The sequence below is a fragment of the Streptomyces echinoruber genome (genome assembly GCF_014651135.1).
Classification (GTDB): domain Bacteria; phylum Actinomycetota; class Actinomycetes; order Streptomycetales; family Streptomycetaceae; genus Streptomyces; species Streptomyces echinoruber.
Genome location: NZ_BMWH01000025.1, coordinates 1 through 22,282, shown reverse-complemented (window position 1 = coordinate 22,282; position 22,282 = coordinate 1). Strand labels below are relative to the sequence as shown.

Sequence of the window (22,282 nt, the reverse complement as noted above, 5' to 3'; positions counted from 1 at the left end):
CTGCGAGGAAGGCAGCAGCATGAGCGACACCAGCAAGGACGAGCCGGTCGTCAGGCCGGACAACACCCACATCACGGACGCGTCCGCCGGTTCGACGGTGACGCCGCTCAACACCCACATCACGGACGCCTCCGCCGGTTCGACGGTGACGCCGCTCAACACGCACATCACGGACGCCTCCGCGGGCTCCACGGTGACGCCGCTCAACACGCACGCCACGCACGCCACGGGCGCGGAGGACGACGGCACGGTCACCCCGGACAACACCCACATCACGTCCGAGCCGAACTGAACCTTCCTCACGAGGGGGAACGGCCGCGGCGGCGCGGAGGGGAGCCGCCGCGGCCGTGGCATGTCCCGCGCGGTGCGCGGTCCCTCGCGCCCGGTGAGCGCGCAAGGCCGCGCCGCCGGGCAGTAGGTGACGGAGTGTCAGGAATCCGCCGGACAATCGGTGACGGTTCGTCAGGAATCCGCCGGGGCGGCCGGGTCGAGGTTGCAGTGGGCGACCGCGCCGGCCCGCTCCTCCTGGGAGCCGAGGTCCACCCGGGTCCGCACCGTCTTGTGCGCGGACACGTCGACCCGCTCCGCCCGGGAGACGATCGCGTCGCCGCCGGCGTCCTGGAAGGTGACGGTGACGACGAAACGGCCGTCGCTGTCATTGGGGTTGGTGACGTCGACGGTGGCGTACGGCCGCCGCTCCGTCGCGCAGCTCACCAGCTCCGCCGTGGCGTCCTGTTGGGCGGGTTCGGTGGAGTCGTAGTCGGTGTCCCCGCCGCTGCCGTCGTCGTAGGAGTCGTCGTACGAGTCGTCGTAGGAGTCGTCGTACGAGTCGCGGTACGAACCCGAGCCGCCGTAGCCGTCGTTGTCGTCGTCCTTGGAGATGTCGCCGCCGGACGTCGACGAGGACGTGTCGTGGTCCTGGTGCGAGCTGCTGCACCCGCCGCCACCGCCTCCGCCGCCGGAGTGGTGGCCGTGCCGTCCGGTCGAGAAACCGGTCAGGGTGAGGACCACCAGTGTCGAAACGGCCGTGAACCTGAGTACGCGCCCCCGTGACTGCATGCCGCCACTCTAGATCACCACTGTCGCGATCATGTCACCGAATGGCGGCCGGCGCGGAGCAGGCGTAGCGTCTGGAGTGAGCGCAGTGACCGCTGTGACGGCGGTGACCGCGCGCCCGGGACGACGGCCGCCGTCCGCAGCCCTTCCGTGACACTCGGTACGACGGCCGTCACCGGTTCCGCCCCGACGGGCCGGCCGGCCCCGGGCGCCGGTCACGCGGAGCGCGACTCCGTGCCCTTCTCCGCGTCCAGCGCGTACACGCACCGGTCCTTGCTGCACGCGTACACCACGCCGTCCCGCACCACCGGGGAGCCGGTGATCTCGCCGCCGGTGGCGAGCTTCCAGCGCAGCCGTCCGTCGTCGGCCTTGAGGGTGTACAGCAGGTGGTCGGTGGAGCCGAAGTGGATGCGGCCCTCGGCGACGGCGGGAGCGCCGACGACGTCGCCGCCCGCCTGGAAGCGCCACTTGGGCGTGCCGGTGACCGCGTCCAGGGTGTACAGGCCCTTGCCGCTGCCGACGTGGACGTGGCCGGCGGCGACCAGGACGGGCTCGATGGAGGCGCGCGCCTCGGTGGCGATGCGCCAGCGGTCGCGGCCGTCGGCGGCGTCCAGGGCGTAGACGGTGCCCAGGTAGTCGGCGAGGTACACGCCGCCGCCGGTGACCGCCGGGCCCGGCACGAAGGCGGGCGGGCAGAGGAAGACGGCCGGCGCCTCGAAGTGCCAGCGGACCCGGCCGGTGGCGATGTCGAGGGCGAGGACGCGGGTGCCGGCCGAGACGTACACGCAGCCGTCGGACGCGTGGGTGAGGCGGACCGGGACGCCGCCGCAGGAGGCCGCGTCGCCGATCGGGTACGACCAGCGCTCCTCGCCGGTGCGGGCCTGCAGGGCGCGCAGCCGGGCGTCCTGCCAGACGTAGGCGGTGCCGTCGTGCAGGGCGGGTCCGGCCTCGGGGGTCTCGAAGTCGGTCTGGTTGCCGGTGATCTCCCACAGCTTGCGGCCGGTGGCGGCGTCCCACGCCTGCGCGCCGCCGCCGCGGGTGCCGGTGAGGACGGTGCCGTGCTCCGCCCTGAGCGAGTACACCCAGCCGTCGGTCCCCAGCCGCCACAGGTCGGTGCCCTCGCGGGCGTCCAGCGCGAACAGGGTGGGCCCGTCGGAGGCGTGGACCCGGCCGTCGGCGACCGCCATCGACCAGGCCACGTCCCGCGTCTTGAAACGGCGGCGCCCGGTGGCCACGTCCAGGGCGTGCACCTCGAAGGAGGTGACGTAGACCAGGTCGTCGGCGACGACCGGGGTGCCCCACACGTCGTTCGACATGCGGAAGCGCCAGGGCCGCCAGGTGGCCGGGGGCTCCTGCGGCAGGGGCGGCTGCGCGGTGGGCGCGGTGGGCGCGGTGGGCGCGGTGGGCGCGGTGGGCGCGGTGGGCGCGGGGTCCGCGCCGTTGACGCCGGGGCGGAGCGGGGACCAGGACGCGACCAGGACCGCCTCCGGCGGGGCGGCCGCGGCGGCGGCCGCGCGCACGTCGGCGACGCGCGGGCCGGGCCCGATGGGCACCTTGGCACCGGCCAGGCGGACCGGGCCGGTGTCGGGGGCCGCGGGCCCGGGCGGGGCCGGCACGGCGGCCACCGAGGGCACGGCGGGACGGGCGGGGACGGCCGGGTCGTGGGCCGGCGGGGGCGGCACGGACGGCACCGGGGGCGCGGCGGGGAACGCGGCCCCGCCGCCGCTGTGGCCGGGGCCGGGCGGGGCGGCGGCGGGGGACGTCTTGGCCGGCGGGCGGCCGCCGCGGCGCGCCTCGATGAGGCTCACCGCCTTCTCCGGCAGCCACGCCGAGGCCGTACCGCTGTCGTCGGAGCCGGAGCCGAACAGGTGCGGGGCGAGCTGGGCCTGCAGGTCGGCCGGGGTGGGGCGGGCCGCGGGGTCCATCTGCATGCAGGACTCGATGAGCGGGCGCAGCTCGTCCGGCAGGCCCTCCAGGTCGGGGCCCTCGCGCAGCAGCATGAACACCGTCTCGACCGGGTTGGCGCCGTGGAAGGGCGGGTGGCCGGTGGCGGCGAAGACCAGGGTGGAGCCGAGCGAGAACACGTCGCTGGCGCCGGTCACGCTGCGGGAGTCCTTGGCCTGCTCGGGCGACATGTAGGCGGGCGTACCGACGGCGACGTTCGTCATCGTCAGCCGGGTGTTCGACACCCCGGAGGCGATGCCGAAGTCGATCACCCGGGGCCCGTCCTCGACGACGAGGACGTTGGACGGCTTCAGGTCCCGGTGGACGAGGCCGGCCCCGTGGATGGACTGCAGGGCCTCGGCGACGCCGGCCGCGAGCCAGCGCACCGCCTGCACCGGCAGGGGCCCGCACTCGTTCACTATCTCCTCGAGGGAGGGCGCGGGCACGTAGGCGGTGGCCAGCCACGGCACGGCGGCCCGCGGGTCGGCGTCCACGACCGCCGCGGTGTAGAAGCCGGAGACGGCGCGGGCCGCCTCCACCTCCCGCGTGAAGCGGACCCGGAACAGCTGGTCCTCGGCGAGCTCCGCGCGCACGGTCTTGATCGCCACGCGCCGGCCGGACGCCGAACGTGCCAGATAGACCAGCCCCATGCCGCCGGCCCCGAGCCGCCCCAGGACCTCGAACGGCCCGATCCGCCGCGGATCGTGCTGCGTCAGCTGATCCACCACTTGCCTGCCACCTCCCCGTACGAGCCGCGTCACCCACATGTGTAAGCGACCCCGTGCAGCGTCTCACCACGGCATCACCGTGGCGGCACGCACCCCGATTCTTCCTGGCCCGGGCACTGGTTGCGAACCAGGCGACGAATGGGATGTCTCGCTGTAAACCCCGCCGAAACCGCCGGTGGGCGGCCCCGCGGGCGGCCTGCGGGCGGCCGGAATCAGCGTTGCAGCAGCCCGAACCACGCCCCCTGGTCGTCGGAGACGACGGCCACGGTGCCGTACGACGCCTCGAACGGCGCGACGCGCACCCGGCCACCGAGCCGGGTGACGCCGGCGAGGGCCGCCGCCACGTCGGCGACCCGGAAGTGGACGAGGAAGTGCGGCGGCATCTCGGCGGGGAAGACCTCGGTGAGCGCGGCCCGGCCGAAGTCGGGTTCGGCACCCGGGCCGAACAGGGCGTCGTGGAACAGGCCGGCGTAGAAGGCGTTGGCGGCCTCGGTGTCCCGCGCGTACAGCTCGGCCCAGCCGAACGTGCCCGGCCGGTGGCGGCGGCCGAAGCCGGGGTGGGTGCCGGGCTGCCACAGGCCGAAGACGGCACCCTCGGGGTCGGCGGCGAGGGCGGCGGTACCGAGGGCGGCGGCGCCGGGGGCGCCGACCGGCGTCGCGGGGGCGACGGTCTGCCCGCCGGCCGCCCGGATGCGGCCCAGCAGCGCCTCGGCGTCCGGGGTGGCGAAGTACACCGTCCAGACGGTGGGCAGGCGGCCGTCCGCCTTGTGCGTGAGGGCGGCCACGGGGGCGCCGTCCAGGTACGCCAGGACCGGGCCGCCCGTTCCGAGCGCCGGCGTCTCCCCGGGCGTCTGCCCGGGCGTCTCCCCGGGGGGCTGCCCCGGCGTCTCCCCAGGTGTCCGCCCTTCGTCCCCGGGGCTCCCCGCGGGTCTCTCCCCAGGTCCTTCCCCGGGTCCCTTCCCGGGCCGGTCCAAGAAGGACCACCCGAAGAGTCCTGCATAGAACCGCCTGCCCGCCGCCACGTCGGGGAGCTGCGCGTCCACCCAGCACGGGACGCCCTCCGGGTAGGCGCCCTCCGTATCCGCGGATGCCCTGTTTTCGGCCATGTCGTCAAAGTAACCAGGTCTCACGCAACCCGCAGACCAGCGGCGGCGCGCCACCGACCCTCTCTTTCCGGCCACCACCCCATTTGCAGTCGGCCGAATCGCGATCCGATCACCCCTCGGTAAGCTGACGGCATGACAGGACAAGTGCGTACCGTCGACGGCCGAGTGGCCGGCCGACGTGGGCAGGCGACCCGGCAGAAGCTGCTCGACTGCCTCAGCGAGATGCTCAGCTCCTCCCCCTACCGGGACGTCAAGGTCATCGATGTCGCCCGGAAGGCCGGAACGTCGCCCGCGACGTTCTACCAGTACTTCCCGGACGTCGAAGGGGCCGTCCTGGAGATCGCCGAGCACATGGCCGCCGAGGGCGCCGAGTTGGCCGAGCTGCTGGAGGGCCGCAGCTGGGCGGGGCGCTCCGGCTGGCAGACGGCGCAGGACCTGGTCGACGGCTTCCTGGACTTCTGGCGCAGGCACGACGCGATCCTGCGCGTGGTCGACCTGGGGGCCGCCGAGGGCGACAAGCGCTTCAACAAGATCCGCATAAAGATCCTGAACGCGGTGACCGGCTCCCTGACGGAGGCGATCTCCCAGCTTCAGGCCAAGGGACGCGTGGACAAGGACGTCAACCCGGCGGCGATCGCCGGCGCACTCGTCACCATGCTCACCTCGGTCGCCTCACACCAGAAGGCGTTCACGGCCTGGGGCGTCAAGAAGGACCAACTCAAGCCGAACATCGCCCTGTTGGTGCACCTGGGCGTCACCGGCCGGAAGCCTACGAAGTAGTCCTCGCGGTCCTCGCGGTCCTCGCGGTCCTCGCGGTCCTCGCGGTCCTCGCGGTTCTCCGGCCCCTTCCCGGAGACCTTTTCCTCTCTTGTCCTGTCCCTCCCCTCCGTCCCGTCACTCCGGGTCTTTCCCGACCCACGTCCTGTCTCGCAGGCGGTGGTCCACCCGCGTGGACCACCGCCTGCCGCCTTTACGGCCACGGCCACGGATGCCCCGGCGAACGACCACCAGCGAACGACGACCGACAATCGAGCCATGCCGACGGATCTGCACGAACTGCTGCGCTCCCTGCGGGTGTGGGACCCCGAGGTCACCCGCCTCGCACCCTTCGACCCGGCCACCGCGCCCGCCGAACCGCTGCCCCTGTTCGCGGAGTGGTTCGCCGCGGCCGTGGCGGCCGGGCAGCCGGAGCCGCACACCGTGTCCCTGGCCACCGCCGACGCGGACGGCCTGCCGGACGTGCGGATCGTGATGCTGCACGGCGCCGACGCGCACGGCTGGTCCTTCGCCACGCACCGCACCAGCCGCAAGGGCCGCCACCTCGCCGCCCGCCCGTACGCCGCCCTCGCCTTCTACTGGCCGGTGCTGGGCCGCCAGGTCCGGCTGCGCGGCCCGGTCGTCCAGGCCCCGTCACAGGAGTCCCAGGCCGACCTGCACGCCCGTTCCACCGGCGCCCTCGCCGCCGCCCTCACCGGCCGTCAGAGCGAGGACCTCGCCCGTCTCGACGACCTCGTCCGGGCCTCCGAGCGGGCCTGGGAGCAGGCCCGCCGCGACCCGGACGCGCCCGTCCCGACCTGGACCCTGTACCACCTGCGGCCCGAGGAGGTGGAGTTCTTCCAGGGGGAGCCGCAGCGGCGGCACGTGCGGCTGGTGTACCGGCGGACCGGGGAGGCGGGCCGGGAGTGGGAGAAGGGACTGCTGTGGCCGTGACGCGCCGGCGCGCGGACACCGGGCGGTGCGGCTCTCGGGCGGCGCGGGTCCCCGCACTCCGGGCGGCGCGGCGACCCGCACCCCGAGGTCACCGGAACTCGTACACCGCGAAGTCGTCCACGGGCCGGTAGCCGATCCGCTGGTACAGCGCGTTGGTGGTCGGGTTGGCGAGGTCGGCGAAGAGGACGACCTCCTCGGCCCCCGCCTCCAGCGCGGCGCGGCTCACCGCGGCGGTGACGGCGCCGGCGTAACCACGGCGGCGCAGGGGCGGCGGGGTGTACACGCCCCGCACCCGGACCTGGCCGGCGGCCTTCGCGGACAGGGAGGCCATGGCGGCCGGGGTGCCGTCCGGGGTCTGCCAGAGGGTGACGTGGCCGCGCTCGATCTGCCGCCGGGCCCGGCGCACCCGCTCCTGCGCGGCCTCGGCGGTCTCCTCGGCGGTTTCCACAGCGGCCTCTGTATCGGTCTCTGTGCCGGTTTCCACTGCGGTCTCCGTGCCGGTCTCCGTGCCGGTCTCCGTGCCGGTCTCCGTGGCGCTCTTCGTGGCGCTCTCCGCGCTCGTCTCCGCGGCGAACTCCGCGCCCCACCGCGCCACCAGTTCCGCGTCGCCGGCCTGCGCGGGCCGGGCCCGTCCGGGCGGCGCGGGGCGGGGCGGGCGCAGGGCCTCCAGCCGGTACAGCCGCTGCCGCACGGTGAGCCGGGCGGCCGCCCCGGTGCGGCGCTGCCAGGCGGCGGCGAAGGCCGCGGCGGTGGCCGCCGGCGCGCCGACGCCGGGGACGGCCGCGCCCTCGTCGGCGAGCAGCCCGGCGAGCGCGTCGGCCGCCTCGGGGCCGACCGCGGTGAGGTCGAGCGGCCAGGGGGAGGTGCGCAGGGCGGTGGCGTGCACGGCGCCGTCGTCCCCGGCGTACCAGGCGACGTAGGCCCCGGCGTCCGGGTCCGTGCGGCCGCGTCCCTCCTCCAGCGCCGCGAGCTGCACGGTGTGCCGGGCCGGCCGCGACCGCAGGAAGGCGTCGGCCGCGGGCGGCAGGGCGCGCACGTCCCGGCTGAACCGCCAGCCGTGTCCCGTCGGGGCGGTCACCGGGCCCCGTCCCCGGGCTCGGCGTCGGTGGCGATCCGCGCGTGCAGGTGGGCGTCGCGGAAGGCGTCGTGGCGGCCGGCCTCGAACATCGCCCCGCGCATCGTGCCCTCGTAGCGGAAGCCGCAGCGCTCGGCGACCCGGCAGGAGGCCTCGTGGCCGACGGCGTGCCCGAGCTCCAGGCGGTGCAGGCCGAGCTCGGTGAAGGACCAGCGGGCCACGGCGCCGAGGGCGCGGGTGGCGACCCGGCGGCCCCGGGCCTCCGGGAGCACCCAGTAGCCGACGCGGGCGACCTTCAGGAAGGGGTCGATGTCGTTGACGCCGATGTGCCCGAGGACGGCCCCGCTCTCGGCGTCGGTGATCCGGAACGCGGCGGCCGTGCCCTGCGCCGCCTGCTCCGTCCGGGCGCGCAGCGAGGCGCGGGCGGTGTCGAGGTCGCTCACCCTCAGCACCGGCGTGTTCCAGCGGCGGAACTCCGGGTCGCCGTGGCCCCGCAGCCACGCCTCGGCGTCGGCGTCCGACTCCGGGTCCCAGGGCAGCAGGCACAGGCCGTCGCCGCGTATGCAGGCCAGAGAGAGAGGCTCGCGCGTGGACAGGTCGGTGGTCATTCCGTCATTCAAACACCGCCGTGCGGCACGGTGGCCCCACCCGTTTCGGCCCGTCTCCTCCCACCCGCGGTCGTGTCCCACGGCGTGGGGCAGGGGATCAAGCCCTGCGCGTTCCGGTACGAGGGCCGTGGCGACCTCCTTCGAGGCGGGCGCCCACGAAGCCTCCAGGTGAGGCGGGTTGCGTACCCGGCCGGGCGGAGCCACCGCTCCCGGCCTGCGGATTCCCCCACCTTGCTCCCCCGCACCACAGGGCGGAACGCCGTCCCGCCGCCCTCGTGCCCTGCCGCCCCGCCCTCGTGTCCTGCCGCCCCGTTCCCGTGCGCCCGCGCGGAGCGCCTCCACCACCGGGCGCGGGCCACGGCGCCCGCACCGGTCCCGGCGGCCTCGTCGCCCGGATCGCCGAGGTGACCGGCCGTCACACCCGCCGCCTTCGCCCGTCCCCATCCGCCCCGTCCGCTCCCGCCTGCTCTGCGACGCCGGGTCTCACACCGGGTCCTGCGTCGCGGCCATCCGCGGTGGTCCCGGCTCCGGGCGGCCCCGGTCCCGAGCGGCCCCGGTCCCGAGCGGCCCCGGTCCCGAGCGGCCCCGGTCCCGAGCGGCCCCGGTCCCGAGCGGCCCCGGCTTCCACGGCAGTCCCGGCCGGCTCCGGTCGCCGTCCTGTGCCGGACGCGGCCCCGCGCCTCGCGGCCCCGCTCCGGTCGCCGTCCCGTTCCGTGACCGATCCGCAATCGATTTCCGTCTTGACCGAGACCCATCAAGCGGTGACGTGGTTACGCTCGCGCTCATGGCCGACTCCCAAGGGTCCCCCGTCTCCGCACACCCCGCCGCACCCGCCACGCCCGCCGCACCCACCACACCCACCGCGCCCGCCGCCTCCGCGGACCGCCCCGTGTACGTCGTCGGCGGCGGCCCGGGCGGTCTGGCCGCCGCGTACGCGCTGCGCGCGCGGGGCGTCCGCGCCGTCGTCCTGGAGCGGTCCGACCGGATCGGCGCGTCCTGGCGCGGCCACTACGACCGGCTGCACCTGCACACCACCCGGCGCCTGTCCCACCTGCCCGGGCTGCCCATCCCGCGCCGCTTCGGCCGCTGGGTCGCCCGCGACGACCTGGTGCGCTACCTGGAGAAGTACGCCGAGCACCACGCCCTGGAGATCGTCACCGGCGTCGAGGTCTCCCGCATCGATCCGGCCCCGGACGGCACCGGCTGGCTGCTGCACGCCACCGGCGGCCGGCGGCTGACCGGCGGCGCGGTCGTCGTCGCCACCGGCCACAACCACACCCCCCGCCTGCCCGACTGGCCCGGCCGCGACACCTACCCCGGCGAGCTGCTGCACGCCTCCGCCTACCGCAACGCCCGCCCCTACGCCGGCCGCGACGTCCTCGTCGTCGGCATCGGCAACACCGGCGCCGAGATCGCCGTCGACCTCGTGGAGGGCGGGGCCTCGCGGGTGCGGCTCGCGGTGCGCACCGTCCCGCACATCGTGCGCCGCTCCACCGCCGGCTGGGCCGCCCAGTACACGGGCGTCCTGGTACGGCGCCTGCCGGTGCCCCTGGTGGACCGGCTGGCCCGGCCGCTGGCCCGGCTCTCCGTGCCCGACCTCTCGGCGCACGGCCTGCCCCGCCCGGACACCGGCCTGTACTCCCGGGTCCGGCAGGGGGCGATCCCCGTCCAGGACGTCGGCCTGATCGACGCCGTGCGCGGCGGCCGCGTCGAGATCGTGGCCGCGGTGGAACGCTTCGAGGACCGCAAGGTCGTCCTCGCCGACGGCACCCGCCTGGAACCGGACGCCGTCATCGCCGCCACCGGCTACGCCCCCGGCCTGGAACCCCTCGTCGGCCACCTCGGCGTCCTCGACCCCCGCGGCCGCCCCGTCGTCCACGGCGGCCGCAGCCCCCACAACGCGCCCGGGCTGTACTTCACCGGCTTCACCAACCCCATCAGCGGCATGCTGCGGGAACTGGCGCGCGACGCCCGGCGGATCGCCCGGGCGGTGGCGGACAGCCGGGAGCTGAACGTGTCGCGGCTCGTGGTGTGAGCCGGGCCGCGCCCGCGCCCGGCGTCACGCGGCGGCGGCCCCCTCCGTGAGCGCCGCCGGCCGCCGCCGGATCACCAGGGCCATCAGGGCCGCCGCCGCACACAGGGCGCCGGAGGCGTACCAGACGGTGTCGTAGCTGCCGAAGACGTCGCGGGCCAGACCGCCGAGGTAGGCGACGAGGGCGGCGCCGACCTGGTGGGAGGCGAGCACCCAGCCGAAGACGATGGCGCTGTCCTCGCCGTAGTGCTCGCGGCACAGGGCGAGGGTGGGCGGGACGGTGGCGACCCAGTCGAGGCCGTAGAAGACGATGAAGAAGATCATCGGCGGGTGGACGGCCGACGCCAGCAGCAGGGGCAGGAAGAGCAGCGAGACGCCGCGCAGGGCGTAGTAGACGGCGAGCAGGCGGCGCGGTTCGAAGCGGTCGGTGAACCAGCCGGAGGCCACCGTCCCGGCCACGTCGAACACCCCGATCACCGCGAGCAGGGAGGCGGCGGCGGTGACGGGCATGCCGTGGTCGTGGGCGGCGGGCACGAAGTGGGTCTGGATCAGGCCGTTGGTGGAGGCGCCGCAGATCGCGAACGTGCCGGCCAGCAACCAGAACGGGCCGGCGGAGGTCCCCCCGCCCGCGCGAGACCGGGAGCGGGGGAGCGCGGCGGAGGCCAGCACGGCCAGGCTGCGGCGGGCGGCGCCCGGGACCGGCTGCGGCTTCGGGACGAACTCCTCGGCGCCGTACGGCTTCAGGCCCACGTCGGCCGGGTGGTCGCGCAGCAGCAGCCAGACCAGCGGGACGACCGCGAGGGCGGCGAGGGCCACCGTGACGGCGGCCGGGCGCCAGCCGTGGTGCTCGACCGTCCAGGACAGGACCGGCAGGAAGATCAGCTGGCCGGAGGCGGAGGCGGCGGTGAGGATGCCGCTGACCAGGCCACGGCGCCGGACGAACCAGCGGTTGGTGACCGTCGCGGCGAACGCCAGCGCCATCGAGCCGGTGCCCAGGCCCACCAGCAGGCCCCAGCACAGCCACAGCTGCCAGGCCCGCGTCATCCACACCGTCAGGCCCGAGCCCAGCGCGATCACGGTCAGCGCGGCCGCCACCACGCGGCGGATGCCGAACCGGTCCATCAGCGCCGCCGCGAACGGCGCCGTCAGCCCGTACAGCGCCAGGTTGACGGAGACCGCCGCGCCGATCGTGCCGCGCGACCAGCCGAACTCCTGGTGCAGCGGGTCGATCAGGAGGCCCGGCAGCGACCGGAACGCGGCCGCGCCGGTGATCGTCACGAACGTGACGGCGGCGGCGAACCACGCCCAGTGCACGCGGGGACGGCGGGCGGGCCGGAGGTCTCGGGCTGCTCCTGCCCGCGCTCCTGCTGTTGCTGCGGTGTCGGTCGTCTGCGTCACGTCCCCGAGCCTGCGGCACCGGCGTGCTTTCTTCGAGTGGCCCGAAGGACAGCGTTCGCTAGGATCGGGCCATGGCCCGTCAGCCCGCCGCCCGGCCGCACCGCGTCGTCGTCCTCACCCTGGACGGCCTGCTCCCCTTTGAACTCGGCATCCCCCACCGCATCTTCGGCCGCGCCCGGGACGCGCGGGGGCGGCCCCTGTACGAGGTCGTCACGTGCTCCGTGCGCCCACCCGGCCCGGTGCGCACCGACGCCGACTTCGCCGTGCTCGTCGACCACGGCCCCGAGGTCCTGGCCACCGCCGACACGGTGGTCGTCCCGGCGTCGCACGACCTCGGTCCCGTGCACCGCACGGGCGTGCTGACCGACGAGCTGGCCGCCGCGCTGGCCCGCATCCGCCCCGGCACCCGGCTCGCCTCCATCTGCACCGGCGTGTTCGTGCTGGCCGCCGCCGGTCTCCTGGACGGCCGGCCCGCCACCACGCACTGGGCCGAGGCCGAGCGCCTGCAGCGCATGTTCCCGCGGGTCAAGGTCGACGCCAACGTCCTGTTCGTCGACGACGGGGACGTGCTGACCTCCGCGGGCGTGGCGGCCGGCATCGACCTGTGCCTGCACATGGTCCGCCGCGACCACGGGGCCGCGGTCGCCAACGAGGTGGCCCGCCGTACCGTCGTGCCGCCCCACCGCGACGGCGGGCAGGCGCAGTACATCGACCGTCCCGTGCCCGACCCGCAGCTCGCCACCACGCGCACCGCCCGCGCCTGGGCGCTGGGCCGGCTGCACGAGCCGATCCGGCTGCGCGACATGGCCGCGCAGGAGTCGATGTCGGTGCGCACCTTCACCCGGCGCTTCCGCGAGGAGGTCGGCATGAGCCCCGGCCAGTGGCTCACCCAGCAGCGGGTGGAGCGGGCACGGCACCTGCTGGAGTCCACCGACCTGTCCGTCGACCGGATCGCACGCGACGCGGGTTTCGGCACGGCCCAGTCGATGCGGCAGCACCTGCAGAACGTCCTCGGCGTCACCCCCACCGCGTATCGGCGCACCTTCCGCCGCACAGGAGGCGACGTCCGGTCCGGCGACCAAGCCACCACCGGTTTCTGGCAAGGTAGTTGACGATCCATCACTTGATAGGTCGCCAATCTGGTTCGCCTCGGCCGGTGCTGCGACCGCCGCGCGGCGGGTGCGCCCTGCCTCGCCCCACCAGCCGAGGACGGTCAGGGCCAGCGTGAGGGCCACACCGGCCAGGATCGCCACCGACGGGGTGGCGACCTCCAGCAGGGCGCCGGCGAGGGAGCCGGTGGCGGCGTAGCCGACGCCGACGGCGGCGTACATCACCGAGTAGCCGGCGGCCAGGTCACCCGGCGGCAGGGCCTCCCGCAGGGCGAGGTTGCGGGTGAGCATCACGGCGCCCTGCAGCATGCCCGCGGCCACGAGCGCCGCCGCGACGCCCGCCGCGGCCGGCACCAGGGCGACCAGCGTCACGCAGGCCGACATGGCGGCCATGAGTACCGCACCACGGGTGTGCAGCCGCCCCGGCCAGGTGCGCAGCCCGCACAGGAACGCGCCCACCCCCGATCCGGCCGACATCCCGGCCAGCAGGGGGCCGGACCAGCCGACACCGGTGCCGCGCCACTCCAGCAGGGCGGGCAGCACCAGCTCGGCCAGGGCCAGCAGGGACAGGCTCGCCGCCCCCGTCACGTACACCGGCCAGGCGCCGGCCAGCAGGCGCGGCACCGAGGTGCCGCCGCGGTCGCCGTCCGGCCGGTCCCAGCCGGCGGGCAGCAGCCACAGACCGGCGGCCGACGCCGCCATCAGCGCGGCCGCCAGCAGCAGGGGCGCGCCGGGAGCGAGACCGAGTGCCAGGCCAGTGACGGCGGCCGGCGCGACGGCCCATATCGCGGAGGTGAGCACCGACTCGGTGGACAGGGCCTGCGCCGTGGCACGCCGCGGGACCAGGCTGGTCAGCAGGGCGCGCAACCCGCCGGGTACGGCGGAGGGGGCCGCCCCGGCGAGGAAGGCGCACGCGGCCAGGACCACCGGGTGGGCGCCGGGCAGCGCGCCCAGGCCCGTGAAACCGGCGGCTCCGGCCGCGAGGCCCGCGGCCATCCGGGGACGGGCCCGGTCCGGGCGCAGCCGCACGCCCAGCACCGGGGCGCCGGCGATCTCACCGATCACGTAGGCGGCGGCGAGGACCGCGGCCAGGGAGTAACCACCGGGGCGCTCCCGGACCAGGAACACCAGGGCCAGCGGGGCCGCGGCCACCGGCGCACGGGCGCCGACGGCCACGAAGCACCAGGTCAGCACCTGCTTGGTGGCGACATCGCGGTAGGTCATGCGTCGACCGTAGAGGCCGGCGCCGACATCGCGGCGACGGATGTCCCGAACCTGTGGAAAACCCGGGGCGGTTCCTCCCGCACATTGTCCACAGCCTGTGGAGGAAGCGGCCGTTGCGCGCGCCGCCGGCCGGGTTCCCGGGTGGCGGCGTCGGGACCCCCGGCCGGCGGCGCGTCACGACTCACACTCGCCGAGGGCTCCCCGTCAGCGGGCCCTCGCCGTCCCCTCGCGGCGAATCGCTGCCCACAAGAGTGATCAAACGGACACGGGGCGTCAACACCGGATCGGACTTTTGTTACTTACACCCCCTTCCAGGCGGGTGCATGCAGGGGCACACCCCGGCGCACGGCCGGCCATCGGACGTCGCGGACGGCCATCGGATCTCACGGACGGCCGACCGGACCGCGCGGACAACGCCGGACCGCGCGAACGGCCGCCAGACCGCCGGGCCGTTAGACCGCCTCGTACGCGAAGCCCTGGAAGGCGGCCACGCCGCCCCCGCAGGCCGTCGAGGCGGCGTTCGGGGAGGAGGTGCAGCGGTCCAGTTCGCACCAGATGCTCTTGCCGGTGTCCTCGCGGCTCCAGCCCCACCGGTCGGCGAGCCCGTCGACGAGGGCCAGGCCCCGCCCGCCGGTGGCGTCGCCGTCCACGCAGCGGGGCACCGGGGCGCGGCTGCTGGCGTCGGCCACCTCGATGCGCACGGTGGCCTCGCCGGTCGTCGCGAGCGGCAGCGACAGCCGCAGCACGGCCGGGTGGCCGGTGTGCACGACGGCGTTGGTGACGAGTTCGGAGACGAGCAGGATCAGCGTCTCGGCCAGCGGCTCATCGGCTCCTATCCCCGATCCGGCGAGCCGCGTGCGGGCCCACCTCCGGGCTCGCCCCACCTCTGCGGGGTCGGGCCGGATCTCCAGCTGCACTTGAAGCACCTGCACCGCTCACACCATCCGAACCGGCGGACACACAGCCTCGCGCCACACGAGGGCCACGATCGTAGCCATTTCCTGCCTGGCCGGAACAACGGCCAACGCACGGGTCACGGAACGTGAATCCCTTGCGGCACAGCATGGTTGACGCACCGTCACCACAACAAGCGCTTCGGGCATATTCCCGCGCGAAGGAGTACCTGTGCGGCATACTGTGCGACGCTCGTGGCAGGGAGTCGAACAGGACGGCCCCCGTCGGCCGTCCGACCCCGCGAGCAGCGGCGCGCACCGCCGGTTCCGACGTCGCGGCGGGCGCGGCGCTGGGACGGCTCATGCTCGGAACCACTCGCATCGCCCCCAAGGTACCGGAGTGAACCGCCGACTCCGTGCTGTGACGGGTCGCCACAAGGACACAACCCGGTATCGCGACGCTCCGTAACCACGGAATGCCACGTTCCGCGACATTCGGGCGCGCGTGCCGGACGACGCCGCAGGCCCGCGGCCCATCGGGGCGCCGATGCCGGCGACCGGCGCGCGAGAAGTCCCTTACTGTCGGTGCCGGTTCGGCCACGCCGCGCCCGGCGGCGACGGGAACGCCCGCCCGGCGGCGCGCCCCGGCACGGGCACGCCCCGGCACCCGCGCACGCCCGGCCGACCGCGGACGGCGCCCGTCCGGCCGCGGGCACGTCCCCGGCACGAGCGCACGCGGGTGCCGGGCCGTGGCCTGGAAACGTGTCACAGTGACACGGGCGCGCGGGTGCCGGGGACACGGGTCACTCGGGCACCGTGAAGTAGCGGGCGAACGCCGGCAGGACCTCCGCCTCGCCGACCTCGCCGTCCCCGTCGGCGTCGAGCGCGGCCGCCGCGGCGCGGGCCGTGTCCTCGGGCACGCCGAGCACGCGCAGGGCGCGCGCGAGGTCGGCGACGGCGATGCGGCCGTCCCCGTCGGGGTCCGCGACGGCCAGGGCGGCGTGCACGAAGGGGCGGGCGATCTCGGCGAACCGGTCGGGGTTGTCGCGCAGCCGCTTGACCGCGCCGCCCACGAACTCCTCGCGGGTGACGCGCTGGTCGCCGTCCCGGTCCGCCATCCCCGCCATGCCCTGCCAGAACGCCTCCGCGCCGGCGTACAGCGCCTGGCCCTTGTCGGAGCGGGCCGCCGTGCCGAACTCCGCGAGCAGGGACTTGGCCGCCGCGCTGAAGTCCTCCCGGTCGATCCAGCCGTTGCCGTCCTGGTCGAAGGAGGCGAACCGGGCGGCGATCCCGCGCTCGTACTCGCTGCTGACCATCTCTCTGGCCGCCTTACCTCGTGTCGGGGGTGGTTCGGGGTGGTTCGGGGGTGGTTCGGGGGTGGTTCCGGCAGGGAGCGTACGTCGGCGGCGGCCGCGAGGCAGCGGGAAGGCGCCGGTTGTGCCGCGACCGCGGGCATTCCGGTACACCGGCGTTGCAGTGCGCCGGGGTGGACGAGGGCGGCCCTACGCCGTCATCGGCTCCGCGTCGTCCGCCACGGCCGACGGCAGGTCCGCGTACACGTCGAACAGGCGCCGCACGCCGAGCGCGCCCAGCACCCGGTTGACGTGCGAGCCGTCGACGACTCCCCCGGCGGGCAGCACGATCCGCAGCCGGCCCCGGCAGGAGCGGATCAGGCGGCGGGCGGCGACGAGCACGCCGACGCCGCTGGAGTCGCAGAAGAAGACCCCGGACAGGTCCAGGACGAGCCGGTGGCGCCCCTCGGCCACCACGTCGTGGATGCGCTGGCGCAAGACCGGCGAGGTCACGAGATCGAGCTCGCCCGCCACCCGGAGAACGGCCCAGCCGCCCTGTTCGCCCTCGGTCACTTGGAACGCCACGGGTCCGCCCCTCCCGTTCGCCGGATGCTCCGGAACCACCTGAACCGCCGGGAAACGGAAGCAGTTCCTACGTTTCTCTGGGCGGCTGCTGCCCACCGGCCGTTCCCTGAAACGGGATTCACCAAACCGCCGCCGATCGACCAGAGAATTGTTTCAGTCATATTCAATCCTTTTCGATCAAGTACGGTCGTTACGCGGGAGGATGGCCGGGGCGCGAGTGCGGGCAGTGACCGTGCGCCCCCCTACCACCTGCGGCGTCACCGGGGGCGCACATCGGCACAAGGGGGCGTGCGCCGCCGGACGTGCCGACTACATTCGAGGGCGCGGTGGACACACGCTGGACGCCGGACAGGGACCGGGAGCGACGCACGGGGCGACAGGGGGTGAGGGGCCGTATGCCGACCAGGGACGCACCGCCCCGCTGGGACCACAGGATGCAGCAACGGCTCGCCCGCGGCGAGGCCGCAGCCCTCGGCGAGCTCTACGACCGGTTCGCGTCCCTCGTGCACGGCCTGGCCCACCGCGTCCTCGGCGACGAGGACGCCGCCGACCGCGTCACCCGGGACGTCTTCGTGCACGTCTGGGAACACCCTGAGACCTACGACCCCGAACAGCAGCCGCTGCGCTCCTGGATCGCCGGCCTGACCCACCGGATCGCCGTGCAGCGGCTGCGCGCCACCGAGACCGCCGCGCTGGCCGTCACCGGCAGCGGCGGCACCGAGGAGCTGGAACGCAGGGTGCGGCGCGCCTCCGTCGCCGCCCGCGCCGACTACATCGTCCACTCCATGCCCGCCCCGCTGCGCGCCGCCCTGGAACGGGCCTACTTCCAGCGCCGCGACTACCGCCGGACCGCCGCCGACCTCGGCGTCACCGAGGACGAGGCCCGCCGCCGGCTCCGCCTGGGCCTGCAGCTCCTGGCCACCGCCCACGACACCGGCACCCCCGGGGCGCCGCCCGGGAACGGGGGTGCGGCATGACTCCGGCGGACCGCCTCGACGGGCGGGACGGGGACGGCGGCACTCCTGCGCCGGGCACGTCCCCGCAGGAGGGCGGGCATCCGCCGCCGGCGCTCGCACCGGCGCCGCCCGCCCTTGAGCACGACGTGCTGCGCTCCCTGCTGGGCGCCTGGGCGCTGGCCGCCTGTTCCCCGCAGGAGACGGCGGCCGTCGAGGAGCACCTCGGCGGCTGCGGGCCGTGCGCCCAGGAGGCGCTGCGGCTGCGCGACGCCGTCGGCCTGCTGCATCCCCCGGAGAGCCTGGACCTCGACCCGGGCCTGCGCACCCGCGTCCTGGAGAGCGCCCTGCAGCGGCGGCCGGCGCGCGTCCCGGTCCCGGAGTGGGCGGCGCCGTACGACACCGAGACCGCGCGCCTGGACGCGCTGCTGCAGGACTTCGGCGACGCCGAGTGGCATGCGCCGGTGCGGCTGCGCTGGTTCGACGCCGGCACCACCGCCGGCCTGCGCACCACCGTCGCCGGCGTCATCGCCCACCTGCTCGCGGTCGACGGGCTGGTCGGTATCGCCCTCGGGCTCGGCGACCCGCTCGCCCAGGTTCTCGGCGACGCGGCACCGGGCGTGGCGCCGCCGGCGGAGCGGACCGAGGCGTACTGGCGGGCGGCGCGCCGGCCGCCCACCCGGGCCGTGCGCGGGCCCTGGCGGGAGCAGAGCCACGCCGTCGTGCGCACGGTGTCCTTCACCGGCGGCTCCTCGGACGCCCTGCCCGTGTCCTACGGCGGCGTCGAACTCCCGCTGCGCGACGCGCTGCTGGACCGCGCCTTCGAGTGCTGGGTGCACGCCGAGGACATCGCGGACGCCGTGGACTACCCCTACGACCCGCCCGCCGGGCGCCACCTGCACCACCTGATCGACCTGGCCGCGCGGATGCTGCCCCGCGTGCTCGCGGCGCGCCGCCGGGCCGGGCTCGCCGCGCCGCCGGCCACCGCGCGGCACCTGGTGGCCGCGGGCGGGCCCGGGCGCAGCCTGCGGCTGGAGATCGAGGGCTCCGGCGGCGGCGAGTGGCTGATCCCGCTGGACTCGCCCGGCGCGGTGGGCTCCGCCGAGCACGAGGTCGCCCATGTGGCGCTGGACGGGGTGGAGTTCTGCCGGCTGGCGGCCGGCCACGTGCCGCCGGAGGAGGCGGCCGCGGGTCAGCTCGGCGACCGCGAGGCGATCCGCGACGTGCTGTACGCGACGGCGTCGCTGAGCCGGATGTGAGGCACCGGCACCACCGGCCCGGTCGGGCCGGTCGGACCGGCCGGCAGTGGCAGGCGGCAGCCCCGCCCGGGCGAGCGGGGCGGGACGGGCCTCAGGCGAACACCACCGTCCGCCGCCCGTTCAGCAGGATGCGGCGTTCCGCGTGCCACTTCACCGCCCGCGCCAACGCCTGGCACTCCACGTCGCGCCCGACGGCGACCAGCCCCTCGGGGGTGACGTCGTGCCCGACGCGCTCGACCTCCTGCTCGATGATCGGGCCCTCGTCGAGGTCGGCGGTGACGTAGTGCGCGGTGGCACCGATGAGCTTGACGCCGCGCGCGTGGGCCTGGTGGTAGGGCTTGGCGCCCTTGAAGCTCGGCAGGAAGGAGTGGTGGATGTTGATGATCCGCCCGGCGAGCTGCTTGCACAGGTCGTCGGAGAGGACCTGCATGTAGCGGGCGAGGACGACGAGTTCGACCTCCTCCTCGCGCACGATCTCCAGCAGCCGCGCCTCGGCCTCGGGCTTGGTGTCCTTCGTCACCGGGATGTGGTGGAAGGGGATGTTGTAGGAGGCCACGAGCTCGGCGAAGTCGGTGTGGTTGGACACCACGGCGGCGATCTCCACCGGCAGCGCGCCGATACGGGCCCGGAAGAGCAGGTCGTTCAGGCAGTGCCCGAACCTGCTCACCATGATCAGGACGCGCATCTTCTCGTCGGCGCGGTGGATCTGCCAGTCCATGTGGAAGGAGTCGCCGATCGCGGCGAAGCTGGCGCGCAGCTTCTCCAGGGCCACCGGCGCCTCGGCCGAGAAGTGGACCCGCATGAAGAACAGTCCCGTGTCGTGGTCGCCGAACTGCTGGCTGTCCTCGATGTTGCAGCCGGTCATGAACAGATAGCTGGACACGGCGTGCACGATGCCCTGCTTGTCGGGGCAGGAGAGGGTGAGGACGTACTGGTCGGCCTCGGCCGCGGCTCGGGTGGACTGCTCGTTCATGCACGACAGGGTCGCACATCCCGCGCAACCGGTCGGCGGCCTGTCCGTCACGCGGACCGCCCGTCACGCGGACCATCCGTCATGCGGACCGTCCGTCCCCCGCGCCCCCGCCGCGCCGCCCGGACCGCCCGTCCGTCACGTGGGCCACCCGTCCGTCACGCGGGCCACCCGTCCGTCACGCGGACCGGGTGAGGATCCGCAGCACCTCCAGCGACTTCGGCGGGGTGTCCGGGTCCTCGCCGTCGCTCACCGCCATCCGCACGTGCGCGTCGCGCGCCGCCCGCACCGCCTCCGGCCACCCCGGGTGGTCCAGGTAGGCGGCGACCGGGGCGTCCGGCCCGACCTGGTGCATGATGCGCAGCACCCGCAGCACGGCGGTGTCGACGAGCGCGGCCTCCTGCGAGTCGCGGAAGATCGTGCCGACGTACTTCTCCGCGGACCAGTGGTCCAGCCAGGTGTCCTCCACCAGCCGGTACACGGCGTCGGTGACGTCGCCGTACCCCTCCACGCCCGCGAGCCACACGTCGCGCTGGAAGACCGGGTCGGAGAGCATGTGCAGCGCGGAGCGCACATGGCTGCGCCAGCGCCACCACGGCATGTCGTTGAGTGGCATGCCGCCCATGGTGGAGGAGCGGCGGCCGCGACGGGAAGAGTTCTCCGGAGCTTGCACGGTCACCGATCGTACGATCCGTCCTTCCCGCGCCCCACCGCCCCCCGCAATTCACCTCTGCGTCACCGGCGGTTGACCTTGGGTCACGCGGAGGTTAGGGATGTGACGGAATCGTGCGTGTACATGACTGGCAGGCGACGCACCCCCACCACCGTCCTCCGCGCCTTTCTCCGGCCCACCAGGCCCGCCAGGGCCGTCAGGGCCGTCAGGGCCGTCAGGGCCGTCAGGGCCGTCAGGGCCGTCAGGGCCGTCAGAGCCGCCGCCCGGTCCGCCTCGGTGGTGGCGGCGTGTGCGTCGCTCCTCGCCGGGTGCGGGGTCGTCCCCGGTACCACGGGGGGTTCCGGGGATGACCCGATCACCGTCATGACCTGGGCCCCGGAGAACACCAGGTCGACCAACAAGCCCGGCATGCCGGCCCTCGCACGGGCCTACGTCCGCTGGATCAACCGCCACGGCGGCATCCACGGCCGCCGGCTGCGGGTGCTCACCTGCAACGAGCACAACGACAGCGTCGCCGCCGCCAAGTGCGCCCGGCGCGCGGTGAAGGAGAACGTCGTCGCCGTCGTCGGCTCCTACAGCCAGTTCGGCGACTCCTTCTTCCCGCCGCTGGAGGGCGCCGGCATCCCCTACATCGGCGGCTACGGCGCCACCGAGGACGAGTTCACCAGCGTGCTGTCCTACCCGGTCAACGGCGGCCAGCCGGTGCTGCTGGCCGGCCTCGGCAAGGAACTGGCGGGATCCTGCGGGCCGGTGTCGCTGGTACGGCCCGACAGCATCGCCGGCGACCAGCTTCCGGGGCTGCTCGACTCGGGCCTGGAGGCCGGCGGGCACCCCTTTGCGCAGGACCTGCTCGCGGCCGACGACGCCACCGAGTACTCCGCGCAGGCCGAGCAGGCGCTGCGGCAGGCCACCGCGAACCCGGGGAAGAAGGGCTGCGTGATCCCCGCGCTGGGCGACCGCACCGACACCTTCATGGACTCCTTCCGGCGCGTCCGCGAGGACTACCCGGCGGTGCGCACCGCCACCGACCTCGGCAGCGTCGACCAGACGGTGATCAACGCCTCCGGCGGCGCGTCGGGCCCCTACGAGGGCGCCTACATCACCGGCTGGTACCCGGCGTCGAGCGACCCGCGCTGGGACACCCTGAAGAAGGTGATCAGCGAGGAGGCGTTCAGTGACAACCGCATCGACCCGGCGGACGCCGGCGTGCAGACCACATGGATCGCCTACACCGTCCTCAGGACCGTCCTGGAGAGGATCGGCGACGGCGAGGTGAGCGCGGACACCGTCCGGCGCACCCTCGACGACGGCCTGAAGGTCACCACCGGCGGCCTCACCCCCACCCTCCAGTGGCGCTTCGAGGACGCGCTGTCGGCCGCCGGCTTCCCCCGCCTGGTCAACACCGACGTCACCCTCCAGGTGGTGCGGGGCGGGCAGCTCGTGGCGGCCCGCCGGGGCTTCGTCGACGTGACGCAGACGCTGCAGGACGCCGACCTGCCGTGACCGCCCGCGCCGCCCCCGTGCGCCGCCGTGCGCCGCGCCGGGAACCGTCCCGGGCGCGGCGCACGGACCGCGGTCACAACCGGGCCGCAGTCACAGCTGGGCCGCACGGACCGCGGTCACAACCGGGTCGCGGTCACAACCGGGCCGCACGGACCGCGGTCACA

General features: G+C 75.1%; 19 protein-coding genes and 1 pseudogene. 8 read left to right on the top strand and 12 right to left on the bottom strand.

Annotated elements, in window-relative coordinates; translation table 11 throughout:
• The first annotated feature begins 19 nt into the window (after positions 1–19).
• Positions 20–292, top strand: coding sequence for a hypothetical protein (locus IE225_RS24860; protein ID WP_190059832.1), 273 nt, complete (start codon positions 20–22; stop codon positions 290–292).
• A gap of 170 nt (positions 293–462) precedes the next feature.
• Here the strand turns inward: IE225_RS24860 and IE225_RS24855 are convergent, their stop codons facing one another.
• The 3 genes from IE225_RS24855 to kbpA form a co-directional block, all read right to left on the bottom strand.
• The gene (locus tag IE225_RS24855) at positions 463–1,059 is read right to left on the bottom strand and encodes a hypothetical protein (RefSeq protein ID WP_190059831.1); all 597 of its coding nucleotides are present in this window, start codon (positions 1,057–1,059) and stop codon (positions 463–465) included.
• 212 nt (positions 1,060–1,271) lie between these two features.
• The gene (gene afsK, locus IE225_RS24850) at positions 1,272–3,728 is read right to left on the bottom strand and encodes a protein serine/threonine kinase AfsK (protein ID WP_190059830.1); all 2,457 of its coding nucleotides are present in this window, start codon (positions 3,726–3,728) and stop codon (positions 1,272–1,274) included.
• Between the two features lie 212 nt (positions 3,729–3,940).
• Positions 3,941–4,834, bottom strand: coding sequence for an AfsK-binding protein KbpA (kbpA, locus tag IE225_RS24845; protein WP_190059829.1), 894 nt, complete (start codon positions 4,832–4,834; stop codon positions 3,941–3,943).
• 144 nt (positions 4,835–4,978) lie between these two features.
• On the opposite strand from kbpA, the gene IE225_RS24840 reads away from it, so the two are divergent.
• On the top strand, positions 4,979–5,614 hold the full coding sequence (locus tag IE225_RS24840; protein ID WP_190059907.1) for a TetR family transcriptional regulator: 636 nt from the start codon (positions 4,979–4,981) through the stop codon (positions 5,612–5,614).
• Positions 5,615–5,869: 255 nt separating this feature from the next.
• Positions 5,870–6,544, top strand: a complete 675-nt coding sequence (locus tag IE225_RS24835) for a pyridoxine/pyridoxamine 5'-phosphate oxidase (RefSeq protein WP_190059828.1) — start codon at positions 5,870–5,872, stop codon at positions 6,542–6,544.
• Between the two features lie 88 nt (positions 6,545–6,632).
• On the opposite strand, the gene IE225_RS24830 is transcribed toward IE225_RS24835, so the two are convergent.
• Together IE225_RS24830 and IE225_RS24825 are read right to left on the bottom strand one after the other, a co-directional pair.
• The gene (locus IE225_RS24830; RefSeq protein ID WP_229880005.1) at positions 6,633–7,622 is read right to left on the bottom strand and encodes a GNAT family N-acetyltransferase; all 990 of its coding nucleotides are present in this window, start codon (positions 7,620–7,622) and stop codon (positions 6,633–6,635) included.
• Positions 7,619–8,227 (bottom strand): GNAT family N-acetyltransferase, encoded by a 609-nt coding sequence (locus IE225_RS24825; protein WP_190059827.1) that lies wholly within the window; start codon positions 8,225–8,227, stop codon positions 7,619–7,621. Before IE225_RS24825 ends, IE225_RS24830 begins: the two co-directional genes overlap by 4 nt.
• A gap of 784 nt (positions 8,228–9,011) precedes the next feature.
• On the opposite strand from IE225_RS24825, the gene IE225_RS24820 reads away from it, so the two are divergent.
• Positions 9,012–10,262: a flavin-containing monooxygenase gene (locus IE225_RS24820; RefSeq protein ID WP_190059826.1), complete on the top strand. Its 1,251-nt coding sequence runs from the start codon at positions 9,012–9,014 to the stop codon at positions 10,260–10,262.
• Positions 10,263–10,286: 24 nt separating this feature from the next.
• On the opposite strand, the gene IE225_RS24815 is transcribed toward IE225_RS24820, so the two are convergent.
• On the bottom strand, positions 10,287–11,657 hold the full coding sequence (locus tag IE225_RS24815) for an MFS transporter (protein ID WP_373303270.1): 1,371 nt from the start codon (positions 11,655–11,657) through the stop codon (positions 10,287–10,289).
• 71 nt (positions 11,658–11,728) lie between these two features.
• Between IE225_RS24815 and IE225_RS24810 the strand changes: the two genes are divergently transcribed.
• The gene (locus IE225_RS24810; protein ID WP_190059825.1) at positions 11,729–12,769 is read left to right on the top strand and encodes a GlxA family transcriptional regulator; all 1,041 of its coding nucleotides are present in this window, start codon (positions 11,729–11,731) and stop codon (positions 12,767–12,769) included.
• Between the two features lie 63 nt (positions 12,770–12,832).
• Here the strand turns inward: IE225_RS24810 and IE225_RS33455 are convergent.
• From IE225_RS33455 to IE225_RS24795, 4 genes and pseudogenes are all read right to left on the bottom strand, one after another.
• A pseudogene (locus tag IE225_RS33455) lies at positions 12,833–13,990 on the bottom strand (MFS transporter); the annotation flags it as partial.
• 452 nt (positions 13,991–14,442) lie between these two features.
• The gene (locus IE225_RS24805) at positions 14,443–14,907 is read right to left on the bottom strand and encodes an ATP-binding protein (protein ID WP_190059904.1); all 465 of its coding nucleotides are present in this window, start codon (positions 14,905–14,907) and stop codon (positions 14,443–14,445) included.
• Between the two features lie 779 nt (positions 14,908–15,686).
• Entirely contained in the window at positions 15,687–16,199 is a 513-nt protein-coding gene (locus IE225_RS24800; RefSeq protein WP_190059824.1) for an EF-hand domain-containing protein, read from the bottom strand.
• 186 nt (positions 16,200–16,385) lie between these two features.
• Positions 16,386–16,760 carry an STAS domain-containing protein gene (locus IE225_RS24795; protein ID WP_190059823.1) on the bottom strand — a complete coding sequence of 125 codons (375 nt, stop codon included), beginning with the start codon at positions 16,758–16,760 and terminating at the stop codon, positions 16,386–16,388.
• Positions 16,761–17,155: 395 nt separating this feature from the next.
• Between IE225_RS24795 and IE225_RS24790 the strand changes: the two genes are divergently transcribed.
• Complete coding sequence (locus tag IE225_RS24790; protein WP_190059822.1) at positions 17,156–17,737, top strand: sigma-70 family RNA polymerase sigma factor; 582 nt, start codon at positions 17,156–17,158, stop codon at positions 17,735–17,737.
• Complete coding sequence (locus IE225_RS24785) at positions 17,734–18,972, top strand: zf-HC2 domain-containing protein (protein WP_190059821.1); 1,239 nt, start codon at positions 17,734–17,736, stop codon at positions 18,970–18,972. Before IE225_RS24790 ends, IE225_RS24785 begins: the two co-directional genes overlap by 4 nt.
• Before the next feature lie 91 nt (positions 18,973–19,063).
• On the opposite strand, the gene purU is transcribed toward IE225_RS24785, so the two are convergent.
• Positions 19,064–19,945 (bottom strand): formyltetrahydrofolate deformylase, encoded by an 882-nt coding sequence (purU, locus tag IE225_RS24780; protein ID WP_190059820.1) that lies wholly within the window; start codon positions 19,943–19,945, stop codon positions 19,064–19,066.
• 175 nt (positions 19,946–20,120) lie between these two features.
• Positions 20,121–20,621 (bottom strand): SCO4402 family protein, encoded by a 501-nt coding sequence (locus IE225_RS24775; RefSeq protein ID WP_190059819.1) that lies wholly within the window; start codon positions 20,619–20,621, stop codon positions 20,121–20,123.
• 117 nt (positions 20,622–20,738) lie between these two features.
• Here IE225_RS24775 and IE225_RS24770 point away from each other — a divergent pair, with 117 nt between their 5' ends.
• Positions 20,739–22,118, top strand: a complete 1,380-nt coding sequence (locus IE225_RS24770; protein ID WP_190059818.1) for an ABC transporter substrate-binding protein — start codon at positions 20,739–20,741, stop codon at positions 22,116–22,118.
• Positions 22,119–22,282: the final 164 nt, after the last annotated feature.

Coding starts and splice junctions, on each gene's coding strand:
- IE225_RS24800 (WP_190059824.1), bottom strand. CDS start 16,199: ATGGTCAGCAGCGAGTACGAGCGCGGGATCGCCGCCCGGTTCGCCTCC.
- IE225_RS24835 (WP_190059828.1), top strand. CDS start 5,870: ATGCCGACGGATCTGCACGAACTGCTGCGCTCCCTGCGGGTGTGGGAC.
- IE225_RS24785 (WP_190059821.1), top strand. CDS start 17,734: ATGACTCCGGCGGACCGCCTCGACGGGCGGGACGGGGACGGCGGCACT.
- purU (WP_190059820.1), bottom strand. CDS start 19,945: ATGAACGAGCAGTCCACCCGAGCCGCGGCCGAGGCCGACCAGTACGTC.
- IE225_RS24770 (WP_190059818.1), top strand. CDS start 20,739: ATGACTGGCAGGCGACGCACCCCCACCACCGTCCTCCGCGCCTTTCTC.
- IE225_RS24855 (WP_190059831.1), bottom strand. CDS start 1,059: ATGCAGTCACGGGGGCGCGTACTCAGGTTCACGGCCGTTTCGACACTG.
- kbpA (WP_190059829.1), bottom strand. CDS start 4,834: ATGGCCGAAAACAGGGCATCCGCGGATACGGAGGGCGCCTACCCGGAG.
- IE225_RS24820 (WP_190059826.1), top strand. CDS start 9,012: ATGGCCGACTCCCAAGGGTCCCCCGTCTCCGCACACCCCGCCGCACCC.
- IE225_RS24790 (WP_190059822.1), top strand. CDS start 17,156: ATGCCGACCAGGGACGCACCGCCCCGCTGGGACCACAGGATGCAGCAA.
- IE225_RS24860 (WP_190059832.1), top strand. CDS start 20: ATGAGCGACACCAGCAAGGACGAGCCGGTCGTCAGGCCGGACAACACC.
- IE225_RS24825 (WP_190059827.1), bottom strand. CDS start 8,227: ATGACCACCGACCTGTCCACGCGCGAGCCTCTCTCTCTGGCCTGCATA.
- IE225_RS24810 (WP_190059825.1), top strand. CDS start 11,729: ATGGCCCGTCAGCCCGCCGCCCGGCCGCACCGCGTCGTCGTCCTCACC.